This window comes from Synechococcus sp. NOUM97013 (assembly GCF_014279815.1).
Taxonomy (GTDB): domain Bacteria; phylum Cyanobacteriota; class Cyanobacteriia; order PCC-6307; family Cyanobiaceae; genus Synechococcus_C.
In genome coordinates this window covers 1,792,367-1,808,326 of record NZ_CP047941.1, presented here as the reverse complement: position 1 = coordinate 1,808,326, position 15,960 = coordinate 1,792,367, and the positions used below count along the sequence as shown (strand labels likewise).

Below are 15,960 nucleotides of genomic sequence, written 5' to 3'. Positions count from 1 at the left end.
CAGGTGGTGCGAGCTGATTGTATGGAGGCCGTTTCAGCCTGCCGGGAGCAGGAGTCGCTTGTGCATCTGTTGATCGCTGCCGCCGGCAGCGGCCGCCGCATGGGAGCGGATTGCAACAAGCTCCTGCTGCCCCTGCTGGGCAGGCCGGTGCTGGCCTGGACTTTGGACGCCGCCTTTGCGGCATCCGACATCCGCTGGATCGGCGTGATCGGTCAGCCGCTGGATCAGGCCGCCATCGCACCGTTGCTGCAGGAAGCGCCGAAGCCGGTGGTTTGGATTCAAGGGGGAGCAACGCGCCAGGAATCGGTTGAACGCGGTCTGGCGGCTCTTCCCGGCGATGCTGAGCACGTGCTCATTCATGACGGAGCCCGCTGTCTGGTTGAGTCCGCGCTGTTGAACCGCTGCGCTCGGGCTGTGCAGGAAGGGGGTGCTGTGATCGCCGCCACGCCAGTCACGGACACGATCAAACGGGTGGATGCCCAGGGCGTGATTGCGGACACGCCTGACCGCGCGGAGCTGTGGGCGGCACAGACGCCGCAGGGATTTGCAGTGGCGTCTCTGCGGCAGGGACACGACGAGGCCAAGGCCCGTGGCTGGAGCGTGACTGACGACGCTTCCCTGTTTGAGCGGCTGGGCTGGCATGTGCGGGTTCTCGATGCCGGGCCCGCCAACATCAAGGTCACCACGCCATTTGATCTCACGGTGGCGGAGGCCGTGCTCGGTCAGCGTTGAGACGGCATCACAACACTCAGGGACCCCTGATCCGCGTCCAGCAGTGCCTGCACTCCTACTGGTAGGGCTGCATTGCCACCGCTTCCGTGGCCGACCGGCAGATCGGCAATCACCGGGCAGTTCAGATCTGCCGTCCGCTCCCGCAGCACCTGTTCCAGCGTGAAGGTGTCGGCGGAGGTCTTGTTGGCAGAGGTCTCCTCGCTGGCGTCATCACAGCCGCTGAAGCGACCGAAACCGATCCCAGCGAGTTGCTGCAACACGCCAGCGAGTCGCCAGTGGGTGAGCATCCGATCGATTCGGTAGGGCGCTTCGCCCACGTCTTCGATCACGAGAATGGCACCACGAAGATCCGGGAGGTGTGGCGTGCCCAGCAAGTGCGATGCCACGGTCAGATTGATCGTGACCAGGGGGCCTGAGGTCTTGCCGCTGCGCCAACAGGTGCCCTGAAGAGGCGCGACCGGTTGTCCGAACAGCAGATGCCTCAGTCGTTCCTGGCTCCACTGCGGTTCGCTCGCCAGGGTGGTGAGTAGTGGTCCATGAATCCCTCCTCCCAGGCCGCGGGCCCAGCGGCTGCAGAGCAGGGCTGTGACGTCGGAAAACCCCAGCAACCAGCCTTCCGGCCAAGCAATGGGCGCTTCCAGCAGGCGTGCCGCTCCCCAGCCGCCACGCGCACAGGCCAGCAGTGCCCCTGGCGATGGAAGCAGGAGATCCTTTCGGCGTTCATCGTCGCGTCCGGCCAGATAGCCCCAGCGCCGTTCTAGAGGTGGTGGAGGGTTGACCTGCAACCCCCAAGACGTGAGAACGGCAATCCCTTCCTGCAGCGTGTCGTGGTCTTGCAGGCAGGAGCTGGCTGCGGCGATCCCTACCCGGTCACCGGTTCGCAGCGGAGCTGGCCATTGGTGCGAGAAACCCGTCAGGGTCATCCGAACCCCCGGGACAGCACCAACCCTCCCAGCAGTAGCGCTCCGATCTGAACCTGACGGGCGAAATGACGCGCGTAAATCGTCGGCTCCTGTTGTTCGGAGGCGCGAAGGGCTTGGGTGGATTGCCAAAACCCCACGGTGGCCAGCCCCCAGACGGGCCAGAACACCACGCCCACCTCAGCGGATGCGGCAGCAATCGCCAGCGCTGCTGAAGTCAGGCCATAGCCCGCCTTCACTGTTCTGACGGCTCCACGTCCTAAGGAAAGAGCACTGCTACGCAGCCCGAGCCGAGCATCGTCCGGCCGGTCGGCCATGGCGTACACCGTGTCGAAACTGAAGGTCCAACAGACCGTGGCGAACCAGCAGCTGATCAGCGTCAGGCTGGGCCAAACGTTGCCTTCAAACGCGGCCCAGGGGATGAGCACAGCGAAGCCCCAGCAGATCGCCAGCACAGCTTGCGGGAACGGGAACCAGCGCTTGGCGGAGGGATAAAGAAGGATCGGCGGCAGGGCCAGGACCGCCAGCAACAGGCACAGCTGCAGCACCTCAACCGGAAAACTGAGCACGACCCCGAAAGACAGTGCCAGCAGCAGCACCAGCGCCACCATCGCTTGAGAACGGCCCAGTGCGCCGCTGGCCAGCGGGCGTTGGCGGGTGCGTTCCACCTCGGAATCAATTCGTTGATCCCAGAGATCATTGGCCACACAACCTGCTCCACTGACGGCAAGCCCACCGATCAGGATGCGCAGCACCAGGGCCAGGGAAGGCGGGGCGGCTGGGGCCAGCCAGAGGCTCCAGCCGGCCGGAATGAGCAGGATCAGGCGACCTGTGGGTTTGTTCCAGCGCAGTAAGGCCAACCAGGGTGTCGTGACGCGCGCGAAGGTCGTTCCGGTCACGGTGCGAAGCGCTCAAACACAGGAATTTTCGAACCTTAATCAGCAGGCTCTCCCCCTGGAGAACCGATGGCAGAGTGGGGCCCTTCTTCACGGTGCGCCATGTCAGGTGCCGAGTCTTCGCTTGTGACCACCGTGGACCTCAATGATCAGCGTTTGAATCAGGCTCTGGACAAGGGGCAGAGCGAGCTACGAAAGGTGCGGCGCGTGGCCGCGATCGATGTCGGCACGAACTCCACCCACATGCTCGTGGCGTCGGTGGATGTGGCGTTGGGAACGTTCAGCATTGATCTGGCGGAAAAATCCACCACTCGTCTGGGTGAGCGCGATCCAGAGACTGGTGAGCTCACGCCTGAGGCGATTGCCCGTGGACTGAAGAGCTTGCGTCACTTTCAGGAGCTCGCACTCAGTCACAAGGTGGAGCAGATCGTCGTCGCCGCCACCAGTGCTGTGCGTGAGGCCCCCAACGGCCGGGATTTCCTCCAGACGATCAAAGATCAGCTCGACCTTGACGTGGATCTCGTCAGTGGTCCGGAGGAAGCGCGCCTGATTTACCTCGGCGTCTTGTCGGGAATGCCCTTCGGAGATCGTCCGCATCTGGTGCTTGACATCGGCGGCGGCTCAACCGAGTTGATCCTCGCGGATGGCCGGGATGCTCGTGCACTCACCAGCACCCGTGTCGGCGCAGTGAGGCTTCAGCGTGATTTTGTCAAAGATGACCCGATCCCGCCCCAACGTCGCTCCTTCCTGCAGGCCTTCATTCAGGGCTCCCTGGAGCCTGCGGTGGACAAGGTGCACCGCCGCATCAAACCAGGGGAAACCCCCGTGCTGGTGGCCACAAGCGGCACTGCTATGGCGATCGGTGCTTTGGCAGCCTCCGAGGACGAGCGCCCTCCGTTGAAGCTGCACGGTTACAAAGTTTCTCGGCAGCGACTGAACCGCGTTGTGGAGAGGCTTGCAACCATGACGCCTGATCAGCGACGTGGTCTCACGGCGATCAATGATCGCCGGGCCGAAATCATCGTCCCGGGGTCACTGATCCTTCAGACCACCATGCAGATGCTGGGGGTGGACGAACTGGTCCTGAGTGAAAGGGCCCTGCGCGAGGGTCTGATCGTGGATTGGATGTTGCGTCACGGGCTGCTGGAGGACCGATTCAGCTTCCAAAGCAGCATCCGGCAGCGCACAGTGATTCATCAGGTTCAACGGTTCGCTGTGAATCAGATCCGTGCTGAGCGGGTGGCGAGTCATGCCCTGAGCCTCTACGACAACACGCATGGAACCCTGCACCGTGATGACGGATCCGGACGGGATCTGCTCTGGGCGGCCGCCATGTTGCATGCCTGCGGTCAGCACATCAATCTGTCGGCTTATCACAAGCACTCCTGGTATCTGATCCGCCACGGCGAGCTTCTGGGCTATTCAGAAGCCGAGCATCTGATGATTGCAGCCATTGCCCGTTATCACCGCCGCAGCCTGCCCAAGAAGCGTCATGAGTCGTGGCAGGCACTGCCAACCAGGGACAACCGTCGAACCGTGTCAGAGATGTCTTTGTTGCTGCGCCTTGCAGCTGCACTGGACCGCAGGCCCGAACCGGTGGTGAGAACCCTCGTCACCGAGGTGGTCGGCAATGATCTCGTTTTGGAACTGGTGCCTGAACGTCTCAATCAGAACGTCAGTCTTGAGCAGTGGAGTCTGGAGAGCTGCTCGGAGGTGGTGAAGACTGTCACCGGACTAACTCTGCGGGTGAAAGTCAGGGATTGAGTTTGTACCAACGCACCTGTTCGATGGTGCCCAGTGCCTTAGGGGTCTCGTCGCCGCGGCTGATCAATACCAGATCCGGCCTGCCGGCGTAGATCTCAACATTCGCATCAGCGGGCAATGTTTTGCTGTCAGCCAGGGTTCCTTCAAAGAATTTGGATCCATCGCTGTTGCGGATCGACAGCCAGCTGGGTTCCGAGCTCGTGATGGTGATGGAAGCAGGTGCCGTCGGCGCATCCAGTTCAACGGCAACGGCGCTTGAACGGCTGCTCATCGCAGCAGACGAGGGAATGGTCTGCTGCGTGGACGGGATGGACGTGGTCTGAAGTGTCCGCCTTTGGCTGGCCAGCACCATGGCTCCACCGGCCACAGCCGCAATGCCGATGGCCGCCGTGATCCAGCGACCCCACGAATGACCGGGGCTTTTGACCGTTTGCGGGGCGGAGCGAGTCTTTGCACCGGCGTCGGGCTCCGATGTCTTGGTGCTGGCCGGATTGGCAAGCGCTGTCTGCAAGCGTTGGATCAGAGGGTCGCTGTCCACATGGAGTTTGGAGGCAACGCGACGGGTCATGGCCGTGACGAACACCGGTTCTGGCAGCCGATCGAGGTCACCCGCCTCCAGGGCCGTCAGTTGCTCGGTTCCCATGTTCAGTGCCCCAGCCAGTTGCTCGCATGTCAAAGCTTGCGACTCACGCGCCTGACGGAGAATGGCGCCGATGTCCTGAAGCGTTGCGGCGGATTCAGCATCTTTGCTGCGACCGGAATCCGACGACCACATCCGCGCTGTTGCTTGAAGCTGGACAGAAACTAATCTCGTTTCCCCGATCTGTCAGTACCAAGAAGCACATAGACATTCTTGGTTGTGAGGCAGGGCTTCATTGCGTCCCATGACGATGACGGGTGTTGCGTGTGGTCTTCTGCCTAACAAAAGAGAGTGTTCGCCGGAGCGAAACAATGTCCAGTGCACGCAATCGTTCGCGTGAGCAGTTATCTCCGCGGGCTTTGCTTCAAGACCTGCAAGGGGCCCGTGACGCCATGATCGCCTTTGATGGATACGAACCTCCTGCCACGGCTCTGCACGCTTCAGTTCTGGATCGACCCAGTGCACCCTCCACCGCTTCAAAGGGCTGGGAACTCTTCGTCGAACGCATTCAGGCTTGGATAACAACAGCGTTCAGACTTGGTGGCTGAATTAGCCGCATTAAAGTTCCGCCATGACATCCAAGATTTGCCCTCGGAGGTTGATCAATCCCCGTTAATTGGTAAAAGACTTGTTTGTTTTGTGAGCCGATTAAACAAAAAAAGCCCCTCTAATTTGTAGAGGGTCTTTTTTAATGGGCGATACTGGATTCGAACCAGTGACCCCTTCCGTGTGAAGGAAGTGCGCTACCACTGTGCTAATCGCCCGCACTTGTTAATTCTAGACCACAGCCCGCCTTCGAGGCTTCAGCGGTTAGGTCTGAACAGATGGTCGTGATCCGGTGCATACAGTCTTGAGCGCTCCTTGCTGGAGCGAAATGCAGGGCTGACGATATACAGCGTGGTGCGGATTAGATTGCGTTTATGGCTTGTCTTGGCCATCTGATCGAGGGGCACCATCGTCATCCACTGATCCGGCCAGCTCACCCGATAGCCAATCGCCACCGGCGTGTCGGCTGGGTAGTGCTCCAATAAGGTTGCTTGCACGTCATCAATATGACGCGCGCTCAGATAAAGACATAACGACGCTTGAAGCCTGGCCAGATTCCCCAATTCTTCGCGCTCCGGCACACCGGTGCGTCCACCTGTCCGACTCAGCACGATGGTTTGAACAACCCCCGGAATGGTCAGTTCGGCATTCAGAGCTGCAGCTGTGGCCTGATAAGCACTGATGCCGGGGACAACCTCCACCTCAATGCCGGCATCAGCAAGTCCGCAGACCTGTTCATTCAAAGCGCTGTAGAGAGCAGGATCTCCATCGTGCAGACGCACCACTCTGAGACCTTGCTTGGCGCGGTTGATCATCAGTGGAAGCACCTCTTCCAGCGTGAGGGTGCTGGTGCGAATGCTTTCGCAACCCTCCCGAGCCAGGCCAGCGATCTGAGGGGAAACCAGTGAGTCAGTCCAGATCAGCACGTCGGCCGCACGGATCCTGTCTTCAGCTCGGCGGGTGAGCAGGTCAGGAGCGCCTGGCCCGGCACCCACGATCGAAAGCTTGATCATGATCCTTCCGTCTGTCGCAGGCCTGGGTCGGGCAGAGAGGCTTGGCGTCCATAGAGCCAATACAACCCGAAGCCCGCTATGGCCATCAGGCTGAAACTCATCAGTTGAGCCATGCGCAAACCGCCATCACAGAAGGGGGGCTGACCTCCCAGGCAAAGAGGATCAATCCTCAGGCCCTCGATCCAGATGCGACCAAGGCTGTAACTCAACAAGTAGAGACAACTGATGGCACCGGCAGGAAGCCGGAGTTTCTGCTTGCGTCCCAGCTGAAAGAGCGCCATCAGAAGCACAAACACCCCAAGATTCCAGATTGACTCGTACAGAAAGGTGGGGTGGAAAAATTCGGAGTCGCTGAAGATCTGTGGGCGGCTCGCAAAGGGGATGAATAGTTTCCAGGGCAGGTCGGTTGGAACACCGAAGGCTTCTGAATTGAAAAAATTTCCCCAACGGCCAATGGCCTGGCCCAGTACGACCGATGGCACCAGTACATCCAGCACATCCCAGAAGGCCACACGCCTCCATCGACAGAACAAAATCACGGCCAAAGTGCCTGCCAGCAGGGCGCCGTGGATGGCGATGCCTCCTCTCCAGATCGCGAACGCATCCCACCAGGAGCGTTGGTAGCTCTGCCATTCGAATGCCACGTAATAAATCCTGGCTCCCACAACAGCTGCCAGTACCAGGATCGGAAGCAGGTCGCTGATCAGATTGGATTCCAGCCCCCGTTGACGTGCCAGCCAGCTGGAGAGATTAAGGCCGATCAGTACGGCCACTGCTATCAGCAGGCCGTACCAGCGGAGAACAAAAGGCCCGAGCTGAAACAGCTCGGGCCCAGGCGATGTGAAAACTGCGGTGAGCACCGGGTTCAGACGCCCTCAGCGGCTTGGACTTTCTCGATCTGCTTCTTCTTCAGCACCAGCATGATCTGGGCAAGAGCTACAGCGGCGAAGAAAGCGAGCAGCCCGTAGATACGAACTGGGTTCTGAAGCACAACCTCAGCGTCCATCTGGCCGAAACCGCCGACATTGGGATCGTTGGTCAGAGGCGCACCGGCGACAACGGATTCACCTGTGGCCACGAGCAATGTGGGGCCGACAGGGATGGTTTCGCTCACGCTGCTGCCGTCTTCGCTGCTGATGGTGACCACCTTGGCGCCGTTGTCACCGTCTTCGATGGAGTCAATGGTTCCGGTTGCAGGAGCCGTGAAGACTGTGTTGTTGCTCTTCTCGCCGGTGGGGTACACCTGGCCACGGCCACGGTTGCCTCCCACGAAGACCTGGTACTTGCCGAAGTGGATGTTGCTGTCGGTGGCAGGGTCGGGAGACAAGATCGGGAAGACGATCTCCTGATGCTGGTCACCGGGGAGGGGGCCCACCAGAAGGATGTTGGGTTGGTCGTCGCTGTACTGGGTGAAGTAAACGCCCTCTGTTTCTTCCTTGATCTCGTCGGTCCAACGATCCTGGGGTGCCAGAGTGAAGCCGTCGGGCAACTGGATCACAGCACCTACTTGCAGTCCGACGTCGCTGCCGTCGGCTCCGATTTCCTGGAGACCCTCCTCGTAGGGGATCTTCACGGATGCCTTGAACACCGTGTCGGGAAGCACGGATTGAGGCAGCTCAGCCTGGGTGAGCTTCTTCGCCAAGTGGCAGTTGGCGCAAACAATCTTGCCGGTGGCTTCGCGGGGGGCGTCATAGTTCTGCTGAGCCCAGAAGGGATAAGCCCAGCTGCTGGAAGGTGCCGAGAACACGGCAACGCCGACGATCAGAGCGGCGAATAGGGGTGAGAGAAGGCGGCGCATCAGAGACGGTGAGTCAGGGGAGAACGGCGGGAAAGGAGTCGTGGATCAGCCCCACCAGGGCTTCTCGCCCGTGCGGAAGTCGGTCTCGGTCCACTGGCTCACGAACACGTTGTCGTCTTCAACGCTGACGTTGGCCAGGGCAAGGGACAGGGGTGCTGGACCGCGCACCACCTTGCCGGTGGCGTCGTACTGGCTGCCATGACAGGGACACATGAACTTGTTGGCACCGCTGTTCCAGGGCACCACGCAACCGAGGTGGGTGCAGATGGCATTGATGCCGTAGCTGCCGATGGCGTCATCGCCTTCGACGATCAAATAGGTGGGGTCGCCTTTGAGTCCCTGGATAAGGCTGCGGTCGCCACTGGGGTGGTTGCTCAGCCAGCCACTGGCGGTGACCGGATTGCCCAGCTCATCTTTTGCAGTGGTGCCGCCACCGCCACCCGCAGCGCGAGGGGGGATGAAGTAATTCACCACCGGATAAAGAGCGCCGAGCGCTACGCCGGTCACGGACCCGAAGGTCAGCAGATTCATAAACTGCCGGCGGCCCATTCCGGGCACGTCACCTGCTGGCGTCTGAGTCATAACTGACTGTCATTGGGCACTGAATGACGATCATTATGGACGCTAAAGGTCGTGTCACACTTTGCGAAGACTGGGTTTTTCATCGATGTTTAAGGTCGCCATTCGTGCTTGTTGAATCACCTTCGTCGTCTCTGCCGGATCCTCTGAGCGTGGATGAGGTGGTCGAACTTCTGCGCTCTCGCTGGCAAGCCAGCTACGACTTGCAGTTGGTGACCCGTCGTCGGCGGATGTATCTGCAGGTGATGTGGGCCTATCTCGAGCAGCAATCGTTCCCTTTGAACGAGGAGGGTTACCGAGCTCACCTCGCCGAAGTGTTGGAAATCGTCAACCGATTGGGGCAGGCAGGGGTCGTTCGGGACTGGTTAAGCACCACGCGAGACCGTCCCAGGCTTGGGAAAGCCCTCAGCCTGCAGCTGCAGGGGGAGGAGAGGCTGGAGGAGTTTCTGCTTTGAAACGCTGCACCACCGCCACCAGAAGAACTCCGATCAGGTAGAGCCCTGTAATCGCACTTCCCAGAAGAATCATCGTCACCGGGTCCGTTGAGGGGGTGAGCACTGCTCCGGCGAGCGCCGAAATCATCACCACCCAGCGCCAGGCCGAGAGCATTCGTTTCCAGTTGACCAGCCCGAACGCTCCCAGAAGGAGCTGCAGCACGGGCAATTGGAAGGCCAACCCTGTGGACAGCATGAGTAGCAAAACGAAGTCGAGGTAGCGCTCGATCGACCAGATCGGCTCCACCACATCAGCGCCGTAGCTCACCAAAAAACGCAGTGCAGCTGGAATCAGCGCCCACCACGCGAACGCCAAGCCCGCCAGAAACAGAACGGCGGAGCCTGCTACCGCCGGTGCGATCAGCCGGCGCTCGCCACGGGTAAGGCCGGGAAGGACAAAGGCCAGCCCTTGGTAAAGGACAAACGGCAGCGCCAGAGTGAGACCGGCGTAACCGGCCACCTTGAAGGACACGAACAGGAACTCACCCGGTGCCAACTGCAGGAAACGGATGGAACCGGCCGGCTCCTCAAGCAATCTGACCAGCGGCCGCACAGCCAGCAAACAGGCAAGAGCGCAGATGACCACAGCCCCAAGACTGCGCAGCACCCTTTGACGCAGCTCCTCCAGGTGATCCACCAGAGGCATCTCCACGTCATTAGGAGGGCTGTCAGGACTCCCGATTCGAATCGGGGGTGGCGGTGACAGTGCGCTTGGCTCGTTGGGCTCGATCCTCGTCAGGGGGGCTTCACTGTCCGTGCAGGATCAGGCTAGGGGCTCCCGCCCCTCAAGGGTTCGACGTGCACGGTCCGGTTCAGCCCACACCAGATCCGCCTGCCGATGCCGCACGGTTCCTGGGGCTGATCCAGGAATTCTCTGGAGATGGTCCACCGAGGTCATCACCACGGCCACCCGTCGGTTGCCCTTCGCGCGACTGAACCAGGCTGCGAGGTCAGCCGCTTCCTGAATGTCCTGCTCTGATGCTGCAGAGGCTGATGCCTTGAGCACCACATGGCTGCCAGGGCACTCTTGCGCGTGAAACCAGAGATCCCCGCTGCGGGCTTGTCGAAGACTGATCCATTCGTTTTGGCGGTGGTTGCGTCCCACTTGGATCAGCAGTCCACCCGCCGATGTCAACGCCAGGGGCTGGGGCTGTCCTGGTGGTGGACCGATTTGACGGCGTTGCCGCTTGGGGGTCAATAGCTCTTCCAGTTCAAGCTTGAGGTCTTCGAGTTGTTGGCTGCGCTCAGCCGGGTCATCCCACTCCGCTTGGATCAAATCCTCCAGAAAACTCTCGCTGCCATCGAGCAAGGCCAGGCGTTGATCGTGATGTCGGAGGCGCTCCTCGATCACGGGGATGGCCCGTCGTAATCGACGAGCACGTTGGTAGAGCTTCTGAGCGCGATCGATGCTGTCGCGGTCTGGATTCTGCTGACAGAGGAGGGTGTCGGCCTGGCGCTGCAGTGTTTCCGCATTGTTGGTGTCCTCCATGCGGTCTTGCTGCTCCATCCGCTGGGCTTGTTCCCGCTCGCGACTCACTTGGAGCAATTGCCTGAGTTCGTCGGTCCTGCGCTGCAGGCGACGCGCATTCAGGTGGTGGCGGTAATACAGACCAAGTCGGAGGCTGAGGCAATCCCCCAAAGCATTGTCACGGTCATCGTCGCGTTCGATGTCAGGGCCGTTCCAGACGCAATACCCACCCTCTTTTTCCAGCTGAAGGCTGAAGGTGGTCTGATCCAGATGCCTGAGCCATTGCAGCCAGCGTTGATGCAACCGCGACCACTGGTCCGGGGTGATGGTGTCGACGGGTGTGGAGGGCAGCAGGGCCGGCGATGGATTGGCGGCCGTCGCTGGCAGTGCAACCAGCTGCTTGATCAGCGCAGGACTGATTCCCTGATAGGTCTCGCGCAATGCCTTGCCCAGCCCGACCGGCAGCAGTGACAGACGTCGTTGCCACTGTTCGATCGGTTCGTTTAATTGTGGCGGAAGGCTTTGAAGAGAAGGCGGCGGTAGATAGGCATCACCGCTGCTCAGCGGTCGGATCCTTGATTGGTGCTGCCTTACCTGACGGGCGATCGCTGTGATGCGCTGCTGATCATCGAGCATGAGGCAGTTGCTGTGACGACCCATCAGCTCCAGGACCAGGGTCCTGACGGCTGCTTCACCGGGTCGCGGGGCGAACTGAAACTGCACCACCCGCTCGAATCCGTGCTGTTGCAGGTCGACGAGCGCCAGCTGACGCAGGCCGTGCTGTACCTGTTGCGCCAGCGTGCTGCCGGCACCGGTCCGTTTCGGAGGCGGAATCCGCACAAGCCTGGCGGCCTCGGCCTGCCAGCTGAGCTCCAGCCAAATCATTCCTTTCAGCGTGCGGAAACCCAGCTGGAGACTGTGCGGGTCTGGCTGCTGGGCCTTTTCGAAGCGGCTGGGAAGAATCTGATTGCTGAGGTCCGCCAGCACGGCCTTGAGGCTGGTGAGATCCATCACCTGAAGCGTGCTGCTGGCCATCGCTGTCGGTGGTCTTCTGACGTGGGATGCCTTCCTACCCTGCAGCCTGACTGCGCACAAGCCATGGCACCGACCGACAGCCGAGCCCGGCTCGCCCTCTTGACGGGGCCAAGCGGTGTGGGCAAAGGCACGCTTGTGGCCCGTCTGCTGGAGCGCCATCCCCAGGTGTGGCTTTCGGTTTCCGCGACCACACGCTTACCGCGGGATGGAGAACAGCATGGGGTTCAGTACTTTTTCCATTCCCGCCCGTCGTTTGACGATCTCGTGGCTCAAGGGGGGCTGCTGGAGTGGGCTGAATTTGCGGGTAATTGTTATGGAACCCCCCGGCAACCGGTGATGCAGCGGCTGGATGCCGGCACGCCTGTTTTGCTGGAAATCGAACTAGAGGGGGCACGTCAGGTGCGCCGTAGTTTTCCTGAGGCCTTTCAGATCTTTTTGGCGCCACCGAGCTTTGAGGAACTCGAGCGGCGTATTCGCGGTCGTGGAACGGAGTCGGAAGATGCCATCCAGAAACGGCTGGATCGCGCCCGCGCTGAACTGGACGCCCAGCAGGAATTTGACGCAGTCGTGGTCAATGATGATCTTGAGACTGCGCTTGCAGAGCTGGAACGTCTGATGAGTCTCGCCTAAACAGCAATTGGCACAAAAAAAGGAGGGACCTAGCCCTCCTTTTTTGTTGACGGTGATGCTGTGTTCAGCCCATGGGGTGGAACAGAAGATCGGGGAAAAACCGATTCCACTCAATCAGAATGCCTGCTGTGGCCGTAAACCAGATGGCAGCTACCACAGGTGCTGTGCTCAGAAATTTCTTCATCGTTTCAGTGGATCAATGACAGTGACAGGGAAAGATTCAGCGAGGGGAAACAGTGATCTTGGAATCATCTTCCAGCAGCTTGCCGCTGGTGAATTCACGCACTGCTGCCAGAGGCCAGGTTGCTGAAGCGATCAAAGACTTCAGAGCAATTTGGAAATCGATCTGGATTTCCTTCATGTACTGCTCCTTCGTGCCGCGGGTGGCTTTCAGGTACTCACGACCGGACCAGCCAATGCAGCCAGCCACGTAGAGGAACATCAGGCCGGGGTAGACAAAGTCACCAGCGTGATCCCAGCGGCCATCGACGATCAGGTGAGGAAGACCGTCTTCACCACAGACAGCTTGGCTGTACATGTCGAAACGAGCTTTGGCCTGTGGTGTGGAGGCTGCGCTGGCGCGTTGCTGGAAACGGGCGCTTTCTGAGCATGGAGTCAGACCTGCAACATCTGCTTTGGCGACGGGCGCAAAGCCGAAGACAAGCAGTGCCGAAAGCGCGAGGGCGAAGAGACGACGCATCGGGACGATTCCTGTTGAGCCTGCGCCGAAGCGGCAGGATGTCACAAATCGACAGTAGTGGAGGCTCTCGGTTCGGATGTCAAAGCTGCTTGCCCTCGAAACAAGTTGTGACGAGTCCGCAGCTGCTGTGGTGGAGCATCGCAATGGCCGATTGCACGTGCTGGCGCATCGCATTGCCTCCCAGATTGAGGAGCATGCCCAGTGGGGAGGGGTGGTCCCTGAGATTGCATCCCGTCGTCATGTGGAAGCGCTGCCGCATCTGATCGGCCAGGCCCTGGATGACGCTGAACTGTCGATGACCGATCTGGATGCTGTGGCGTCCACGGTCACACCAGGACTGGTGGGCGCTCTGATGGCGGGTTCGGTGACAGGACGCACGCTTGCGGCCCTCCACGACCGCCCGTTTGTGGGTGTGCATCACCTTGAAGCCCACCTGGCCTCCGTGCATCTCGCGGACGAATCCCCGGACCCCCCTTATTTGGTTCTGCTGGTAAGTGGTGGCCACACCGAGCTGATCCGAGTGGATGGTGATTGCTGCATGGAGCGTCTCGGTCGAAGCCACGATGACGCCGCCGGTGAGGCCTTCGACAAGGTGGCCAGGCTGATGGGGTTGTCCTATCCGGGTGGTCCTGCCATTCAGGCCGTCGCGCGGGATGGCGAGGCGACCCGCTTTTCACTGCCCAAGGGACGCGTGTCCAAACCAGGCGGTGGTTTTTATCCCTATGACTTTTCCTTCAGTGGTCTCAAGACCGCAATGCTGAGGCAGGTGGAGGCCTGCAAGCGTGCTGAGGAGCCCCTCCCCCTGGCTGATCTCGCTGCCAGCTTTGAGCAGGTGGTGGTGGATGTGCTGGTGCAGCGCAGTCTGCGGTGCTGTGCTGATCAGGGTTTGTCGACCCTGGTGATGGTTGGGGGTGTGGCTGCCAACCAGCGCTTGCGGCGTTGCATGCATGCGCAGGGCAGCAAGCAAGGAGTGGCTGTTCATCTCGCTCCCCTGGCCTATTGCACTGACAATGCTGCGATGGTTGGTGCGGCAGCGTTCCAGCGACTTCACTGGAGTGGCCTGTCGGGCTTCAGTTCTCTGCAGCTGGGGGTGTCTGCACGCTGGCCGCTGGAGAACTGTGCGCCTCTGTATCAATCGAATCCCCCTTTCTGAGATGCAACACATAGGGTGTTGTCGTCTGTTTTTAGGTTGTGGGGATGAGTCCTGACCCCAATCAAGAGTCCAATGTCGAGCCAGTGGATTCCGTTGAGTTGAATTCCTGGCGCAGGGGATTCACTCCCCAGGCTGAAATCTGGAACGGTCGTCTGGCCATGCTCGGGCTATCAGCAGGACTGGCTTTTCTGTTGTTGATCAGACTTTTTGCAGCCGGCTGACGGCGCATTTGGTTGTGGTGTGCGTGAGTGATTCTTGTTGTTAATGGCCGTCCTTACGGATCGCTACTTTGTGATTGGCTATTTAAGAAAATTGTCTCGGGAGATGGCTAATCATCCGAAGCATTGTTCTGGTTAAGTCCCACCACGACCTCGAAGCGCCTGGGCAAGTTCGTTGGGTTTGAGACTCAAGGCGATGGCCTGATCCGCTGCAACACGACCTTTCTCCACCAGCGTCTGCAGCGATTGATTCGTGGTCACCATGCCATCAAAACCGCTGCGCTCCATGATTTCTTCAACGTCATCAAGGGCTCCCCGTTGGATGTAGTCCTTGCACGCATCGGTATTAATCAGGATGTCGTGAAAGGCGGCTCGCTTGCCATCGGTGGTGCGGATCAACCCCTGGGCAATCACACCGAGCAGGGATTCCGACAGAGACCGTCGAATGCTGTCTTGGTCTTCCGGAGGAAACATTCCCAGCACACGTTCCACCGTTTTGACGGCGGAGTTGGTGTGAAGCGTTCCGAACACCAGATGTCCAGTCTGGGAAGCCTCCAGTGCCGTGTTGAGCGTCTCTTGATCGCGAATTTCACCCACCAGGATCACATCAGGATCTTCACGCAACGCGGCCCGGAGGGCGTTGTGGAATTTGTGCGTGTGCAGACCCACCTCCCGATGGCGGATCAGGGAACTTTGGCTGGAGTGCACAAATTCAACCGGGTCCTCGATGGTGAGGATGTGACGGCTCTGATGACGGTTGATCCAGTCGATCATGGCCGCCAGGGTTGTGCTTTTGCCGGACCCTGTTGGCCCCGTTACCAGCACCAGCCCCTTGGGCCTTGAGGCCAAATCCCTCAAAACATCAGGAAGTTGCAGTGCTTCAAGGCTGAGAATCGTTTGGGGAATCAGACGCAGAACCATGGCTGGTCCCCGCAGAGAATCCAGCAGGTTGATGCGGACGCGCACAAACGGGAACGCATAGGCCCCGTCGAACTCCTTCGACTGAAGGAAGTCATCAATCTGTTGAGGAGAGAGGATCTCCTGAAGCCAGCCTTGAAACGTCTCGAATGTGGTCACAGGCCATTCGGTCTGGAGCATCTCGCCTCGAGCTCGGTACCGGGGTGTTTCTCCAACGCCGAGGTGCACATCGGAATGTCCCTGCTCATTCGCGATCTGGACGATGCGTTCCAGGCTGGGTGCTGAATCCAGATCCGGGGGGGTGACTTCGGGGGGCGCCACCTGACGGTGCGGCACTGCAGCCGTGGTGGATGGGAAGCCCGGGGGAAAGATCGTTTGACTCACGCCGGCTCCGCTGCTGGATTCAGCTTCGCTGAGATGACTGACCAGGCGAGTGAAGCCTTGGTGGGAGCTTGG

At 60.1% G+C, this 15,960-nt stretch carries 19 protein-coding genes and 1 tRNA gene; 7 read left to right on the top strand and 13 right to left on the bottom strand.

The window, feature by feature from the left end:
* Positions 1-60 precede the first annotated feature (60 nt).
* Positions 61-732, top strand: a complete 672-nt coding sequence (gene ispD / locus SynNOUM97013_RS09885) for a 2-C-methyl-D-erythritol 4-phosphate cytidylyltransferase (RefSeq protein WP_186481566.1) — start codon at positions 61-63, stop codon at positions 730-732.
* Here the strand turns inward: ispD and SynNOUM97013_RS09880 are convergent.
* Positions 723-1,655, bottom strand: coding sequence for an LD-carboxypeptidase (locus SynNOUM97013_RS09880; protein WP_186479582.1), 933 nt, complete (start codon positions 1,653-1,655; stop codon positions 723-725). The two genes, ispD and SynNOUM97013_RS09880, sit on opposite strands and share 10 nt — an antisense overlap.
* Positions 1,652-2,551, bottom strand: a complete 900-nt coding sequence (locus SynNOUM97013_RS09875) for a 4-hydroxybenzoate polyprenyltransferase (protein WP_186479581.1) — start codon at positions 2,549-2,551, stop codon at positions 1,652-1,654. The genes SynNOUM97013_RS09880 and SynNOUM97013_RS09875 overlap by 4 nt, the downstream gene beginning before the upstream one ends.
* 99 nt (positions 2,552-2,650) lie before the next feature.
* Here SynNOUM97013_RS09875 and SynNOUM97013_RS09870 point away from each other — a divergent pair, with 99 nt between their 5' ends.
* Positions 2,651-4,312 carry a Ppx/GppA phosphatase family protein gene (locus tag SynNOUM97013_RS09870; RefSeq protein ID WP_186479580.1) on the top strand — a complete coding sequence of 554 codons (1,662 nt, stop codon included), beginning with the start codon at positions 2,651-2,653 and terminating at the stop codon, positions 4,310-4,312.
* Here SynNOUM97013_RS09870 and SynNOUM97013_RS09865 read toward each other — a convergent pair.
* A complete protein-coding gene (locus SynNOUM97013_RS09865) occupies positions 4,302-5,087 on the bottom strand; it encodes a helix-turn-helix domain-containing protein (protein ID WP_186479579.1) in 786 nt (261 codons plus the stop codon). The two genes, SynNOUM97013_RS09870 and SynNOUM97013_RS09865, sit on opposite strands and share 11 nt — an antisense overlap.
* 176 nt (positions 5,088-5,263) lie before the next feature.
* On the opposite strand from SynNOUM97013_RS09865, the gene SynNOUM97013_RS09860 reads away from it, so the two are divergent.
* A complete protein-coding gene (locus SynNOUM97013_RS09860; RefSeq protein ID WP_186479578.1) occupies positions 5,264-5,500 on the top strand; it encodes a hypothetical protein in 237 nt (78 codons plus the stop codon).
* Between the two features lie 144 nt (positions 5,501-5,644).
* On the opposite strand, the gene SynNOUM97013_RS09855 is transcribed toward SynNOUM97013_RS09860, so the two are convergent.
* From SynNOUM97013_RS09855 to petC, 5 genes are all read right to left on the bottom strand, one after another.
* Positions 5,645-5,716: transfer RNA gene (locus tag SynNOUM97013_RS09855), tRNA-Val, on the bottom strand.
* A 39-nt stretch (positions 5,717-5,755) separates the two neighbouring features.
* Positions 5,756-6,511, bottom strand: a complete 756-nt coding sequence (gene cobM, locus SynNOUM97013_RS09850) for a precorrin-4 C(11)-methyltransferase (protein ID WP_186479577.1) — start codon at positions 6,509-6,511, stop codon at positions 5,756-5,758.
* Positions 6,508-7,380 (bottom strand): prolipoprotein diacylglyceryl transferase, encoded by an 873-nt coding sequence (gene lgt / locus SynNOUM97013_RS09845; RefSeq protein WP_186481565.1) that lies wholly within the window; start codon positions 7,378-7,380, stop codon positions 6,508-6,510. Before lgt ends, cobM begins: the two co-directional genes overlap by 4 nt.
* A complete protein-coding gene (gene petA, locus SynNOUM97013_RS09840; RefSeq protein WP_186479576.1) occupies positions 7,377-8,309 on the bottom strand; it encodes a cytochrome f in 933 nt (310 codons plus the stop codon). The genes lgt and petA overlap by 4 nt, the downstream gene beginning before the upstream one ends.
* Before the next feature lie 45 nt (positions 8,310-8,354).
* Positions 8,355-8,891 carry a cytochrome b6-f complex iron-sulfur subunit gene (gene petC / locus SynNOUM97013_RS09835; RefSeq protein ID WP_186479575.1) on the bottom strand — a complete coding sequence of 179 codons (537 nt, stop codon included), beginning with the start codon at positions 8,889-8,891 and terminating at the stop codon, positions 8,355-8,357.
* A gap of 104 nt (positions 8,892-8,995) precedes the next feature.
* Here petC and SynNOUM97013_RS09830 point away from each other — a divergent pair, with 104 nt between their 5' ends.
* Positions 8,996-9,343 (top strand): DUF3067 family protein, encoded by a 348-nt coding sequence (locus SynNOUM97013_RS09830; protein ID WP_255442722.1) that lies wholly within the window; start codon positions 8,996-8,998, stop codon positions 9,341-9,343.
* Here the strand turns inward: SynNOUM97013_RS09830 and tatC are convergent.
* The gene (gene tatC / locus SynNOUM97013_RS09825; RefSeq protein ID WP_186481564.1) at positions 9,294-10,028 is read right to left on the bottom strand and encodes a twin-arginine translocase subunit TatC; all 735 of its coding nucleotides are present in this window, start codon (positions 10,026-10,028) and stop codon (positions 9,294-9,296) included. The two genes, SynNOUM97013_RS09830 and tatC, sit on opposite strands and share 50 nt — an antisense overlap.
* Positions 10,029-10,145: 117 nt before the next feature.
* On the bottom strand, positions 10,146-11,885 hold the full coding sequence (locus SynNOUM97013_RS09820; RefSeq protein WP_186479573.1) for an NFACT family protein: 1,740 nt from the start codon (positions 11,883-11,885) through the stop codon (positions 10,146-10,148).
* Between the two features lie 63 nt (positions 11,886-11,948).
* On the opposite strand from SynNOUM97013_RS09820, the gene gmk reads away from it, so the two are divergent.
* Positions 11,949-12,515 carry a guanylate kinase gene (gene gmk, locus SynNOUM97013_RS09815; protein ID WP_186479572.1) on the top strand — a complete coding sequence of 189 codons (567 nt, stop codon included), beginning with the start codon at positions 11,949-11,951 and terminating at the stop codon, positions 12,513-12,515.
* Between the two features lie 64 nt (positions 12,516-12,579).
* Here the strand turns inward: gmk and psaJ are convergent, their stop codons facing one another.
* Positions 12,580-12,699, bottom strand: coding sequence for a photosystem I reaction center subunit IX (gene psaJ / locus SynNOUM97013_RS09810; RefSeq protein WP_186470495.1), 120 nt, complete (start codon positions 12,697-12,699; stop codon positions 12,580-12,582).
* A 36-nt stretch (positions 12,700-12,735) separates the two neighbouring features.
* The gene (locus SynNOUM97013_RS09805) at positions 12,736-13,215 is read right to left on the bottom strand and encodes a Photosystem I reaction center subunit III (protein WP_186479571.1); all 480 of its coding nucleotides are present in this window, start codon (positions 13,213-13,215) and stop codon (positions 12,736-12,738) included.
* Positions 13,216-13,291: 76 nt separating this feature from the next.
* Between SynNOUM97013_RS09805 and tsaD the strand changes: the two genes are divergently transcribed.
* Complete coding sequence (gene tsaD, locus SynNOUM97013_RS09800) at positions 13,292-14,368, top strand: tRNA (adenosine(37)-N6)-threonylcarbamoyltransferase complex transferase subunit TsaD (RefSeq protein WP_186479570.1); 1,077 nt, start codon at positions 13,292-13,294, stop codon at positions 14,366-14,368.
* A gap of 44 nt (positions 14,369-14,412) precedes the next feature.
* On the top strand, positions 14,413-14,589 hold the full coding sequence (locus SynNOUM97013_RS09795; RefSeq protein WP_186479569.1) for a high light inducible protein: 177 nt from the start codon (positions 14,413-14,415) through the stop codon (positions 14,587-14,589).
* 132 nt (positions 14,590-14,721) lie between these two features.
* Here the strand turns inward: SynNOUM97013_RS09795 and SynNOUM97013_RS09790 are convergent, their stop codons facing one another.
* Entirely contained in the window at positions 14,722-15,888 is a 1,167-nt protein-coding gene (locus SynNOUM97013_RS09790; protein ID WP_186479568.1) for a type IV pilus twitching motility protein PilT, read from the bottom strand.
* Between the last annotated feature and the right edge of the window lie 72 nt (positions 15,889-15,960).

What these genes read in the sequence shown, in the direction of transcription:
- SynNOUM97013_RS09820 (WP_186479573.1), bottom strand. Translation starts at nt 11,885, where the DNA reads ATGGCCAGCAGCACGCTTCAGGTGATGGATCTCACCAGCCTCAAGGCC.
- tatC (WP_186481564.1), bottom strand. Translation starts at nt 10,028, where the DNA reads ATGCCTCTGGTGGATCACCTGGAGGAGCTGCGTCAAAGGGTGCTGCGC.
- SynNOUM97013_RS09805 (WP_186479571.1), bottom strand. Translation starts at nt 13,215, where the DNA reads ATGCGTCGTCTCTTCGCCCTCGCGCTTTCGGCACTGCTTGTCTTCGGC.
- gmk (WP_186479572.1), top strand. Translation starts at nt 11,949, where the DNA reads ATGGCACCGACCGACAGCCGAGCCCGGCTCGCCCTCTTGACGGGGCCA.
- psaJ (WP_186470495.1), bottom strand. Translation starts at nt 12,699, where the DNA reads ATGAAGAAATTTCTGAGCACAGCACCTGTGGTAGCTGCCATCTGGTTT.
- petA (WP_186479576.1), bottom strand. Translation starts at nt 8,309, where the DNA reads ATGCGCCGCCTTCTCTCACCCCTATTCGCCGCTCTGATCGTCGGCGTT.
- SynNOUM97013_RS09795 (WP_186479569.1), top strand. Translation starts at nt 14,413, where the DNA reads ATGAGTCCTGACCCCAATCAAGAGTCCAATGTCGAGCCAGTGGATTCC.
- tsaD (WP_186479570.1), top strand. Translation starts at nt 13,292, where the DNA reads ATGTCAAAGCTGCTTGCCCTCGAAACAAGTTGTGACGAGTCCGCAGCT.
- petC (WP_186479575.1), bottom strand. Translation starts at nt 8,891, where the DNA reads ATGACTCAGACGCCAGCAGGTGACGTGCCCGGAATGGGCCGCCGGCAG.
- SynNOUM97013_RS09870 (WP_186479580.1), top strand. Translation starts at nt 2,651, where the DNA reads ATGTCAGGTGCCGAGTCTTCGCTTGTGACCACCGTGGACCTCAATGAT.
- SynNOUM97013_RS09865 (WP_186479579.1), bottom strand. Translation starts at nt 5,087, where the DNA reads ATGTGGTCGTCGGATTCCGGTCGCAGCAAAGATGCTGAATCCGCCGCA.
- SynNOUM97013_RS09880 (WP_186479582.1), bottom strand. Translation starts at nt 1,655, where the DNA reads ATGACCCTGACGGGTTTCTCGCACCAATGGCCAGCTCCGCTGCGAACC.
- cobM (WP_186479577.1), bottom strand. Translation starts at nt 6,511, where the DNA reads ATGATCAAGCTTTCGATCGTGGGTGCCGGGCCAGGCGCTCCTGACCTG.
- SynNOUM97013_RS09860 (WP_186479578.1), top strand. Translation starts at nt 5,264, where the DNA reads ATGTCCAGTGCACGCAATCGTTCGCGTGAGCAGTTATCTCCGCGGGCT.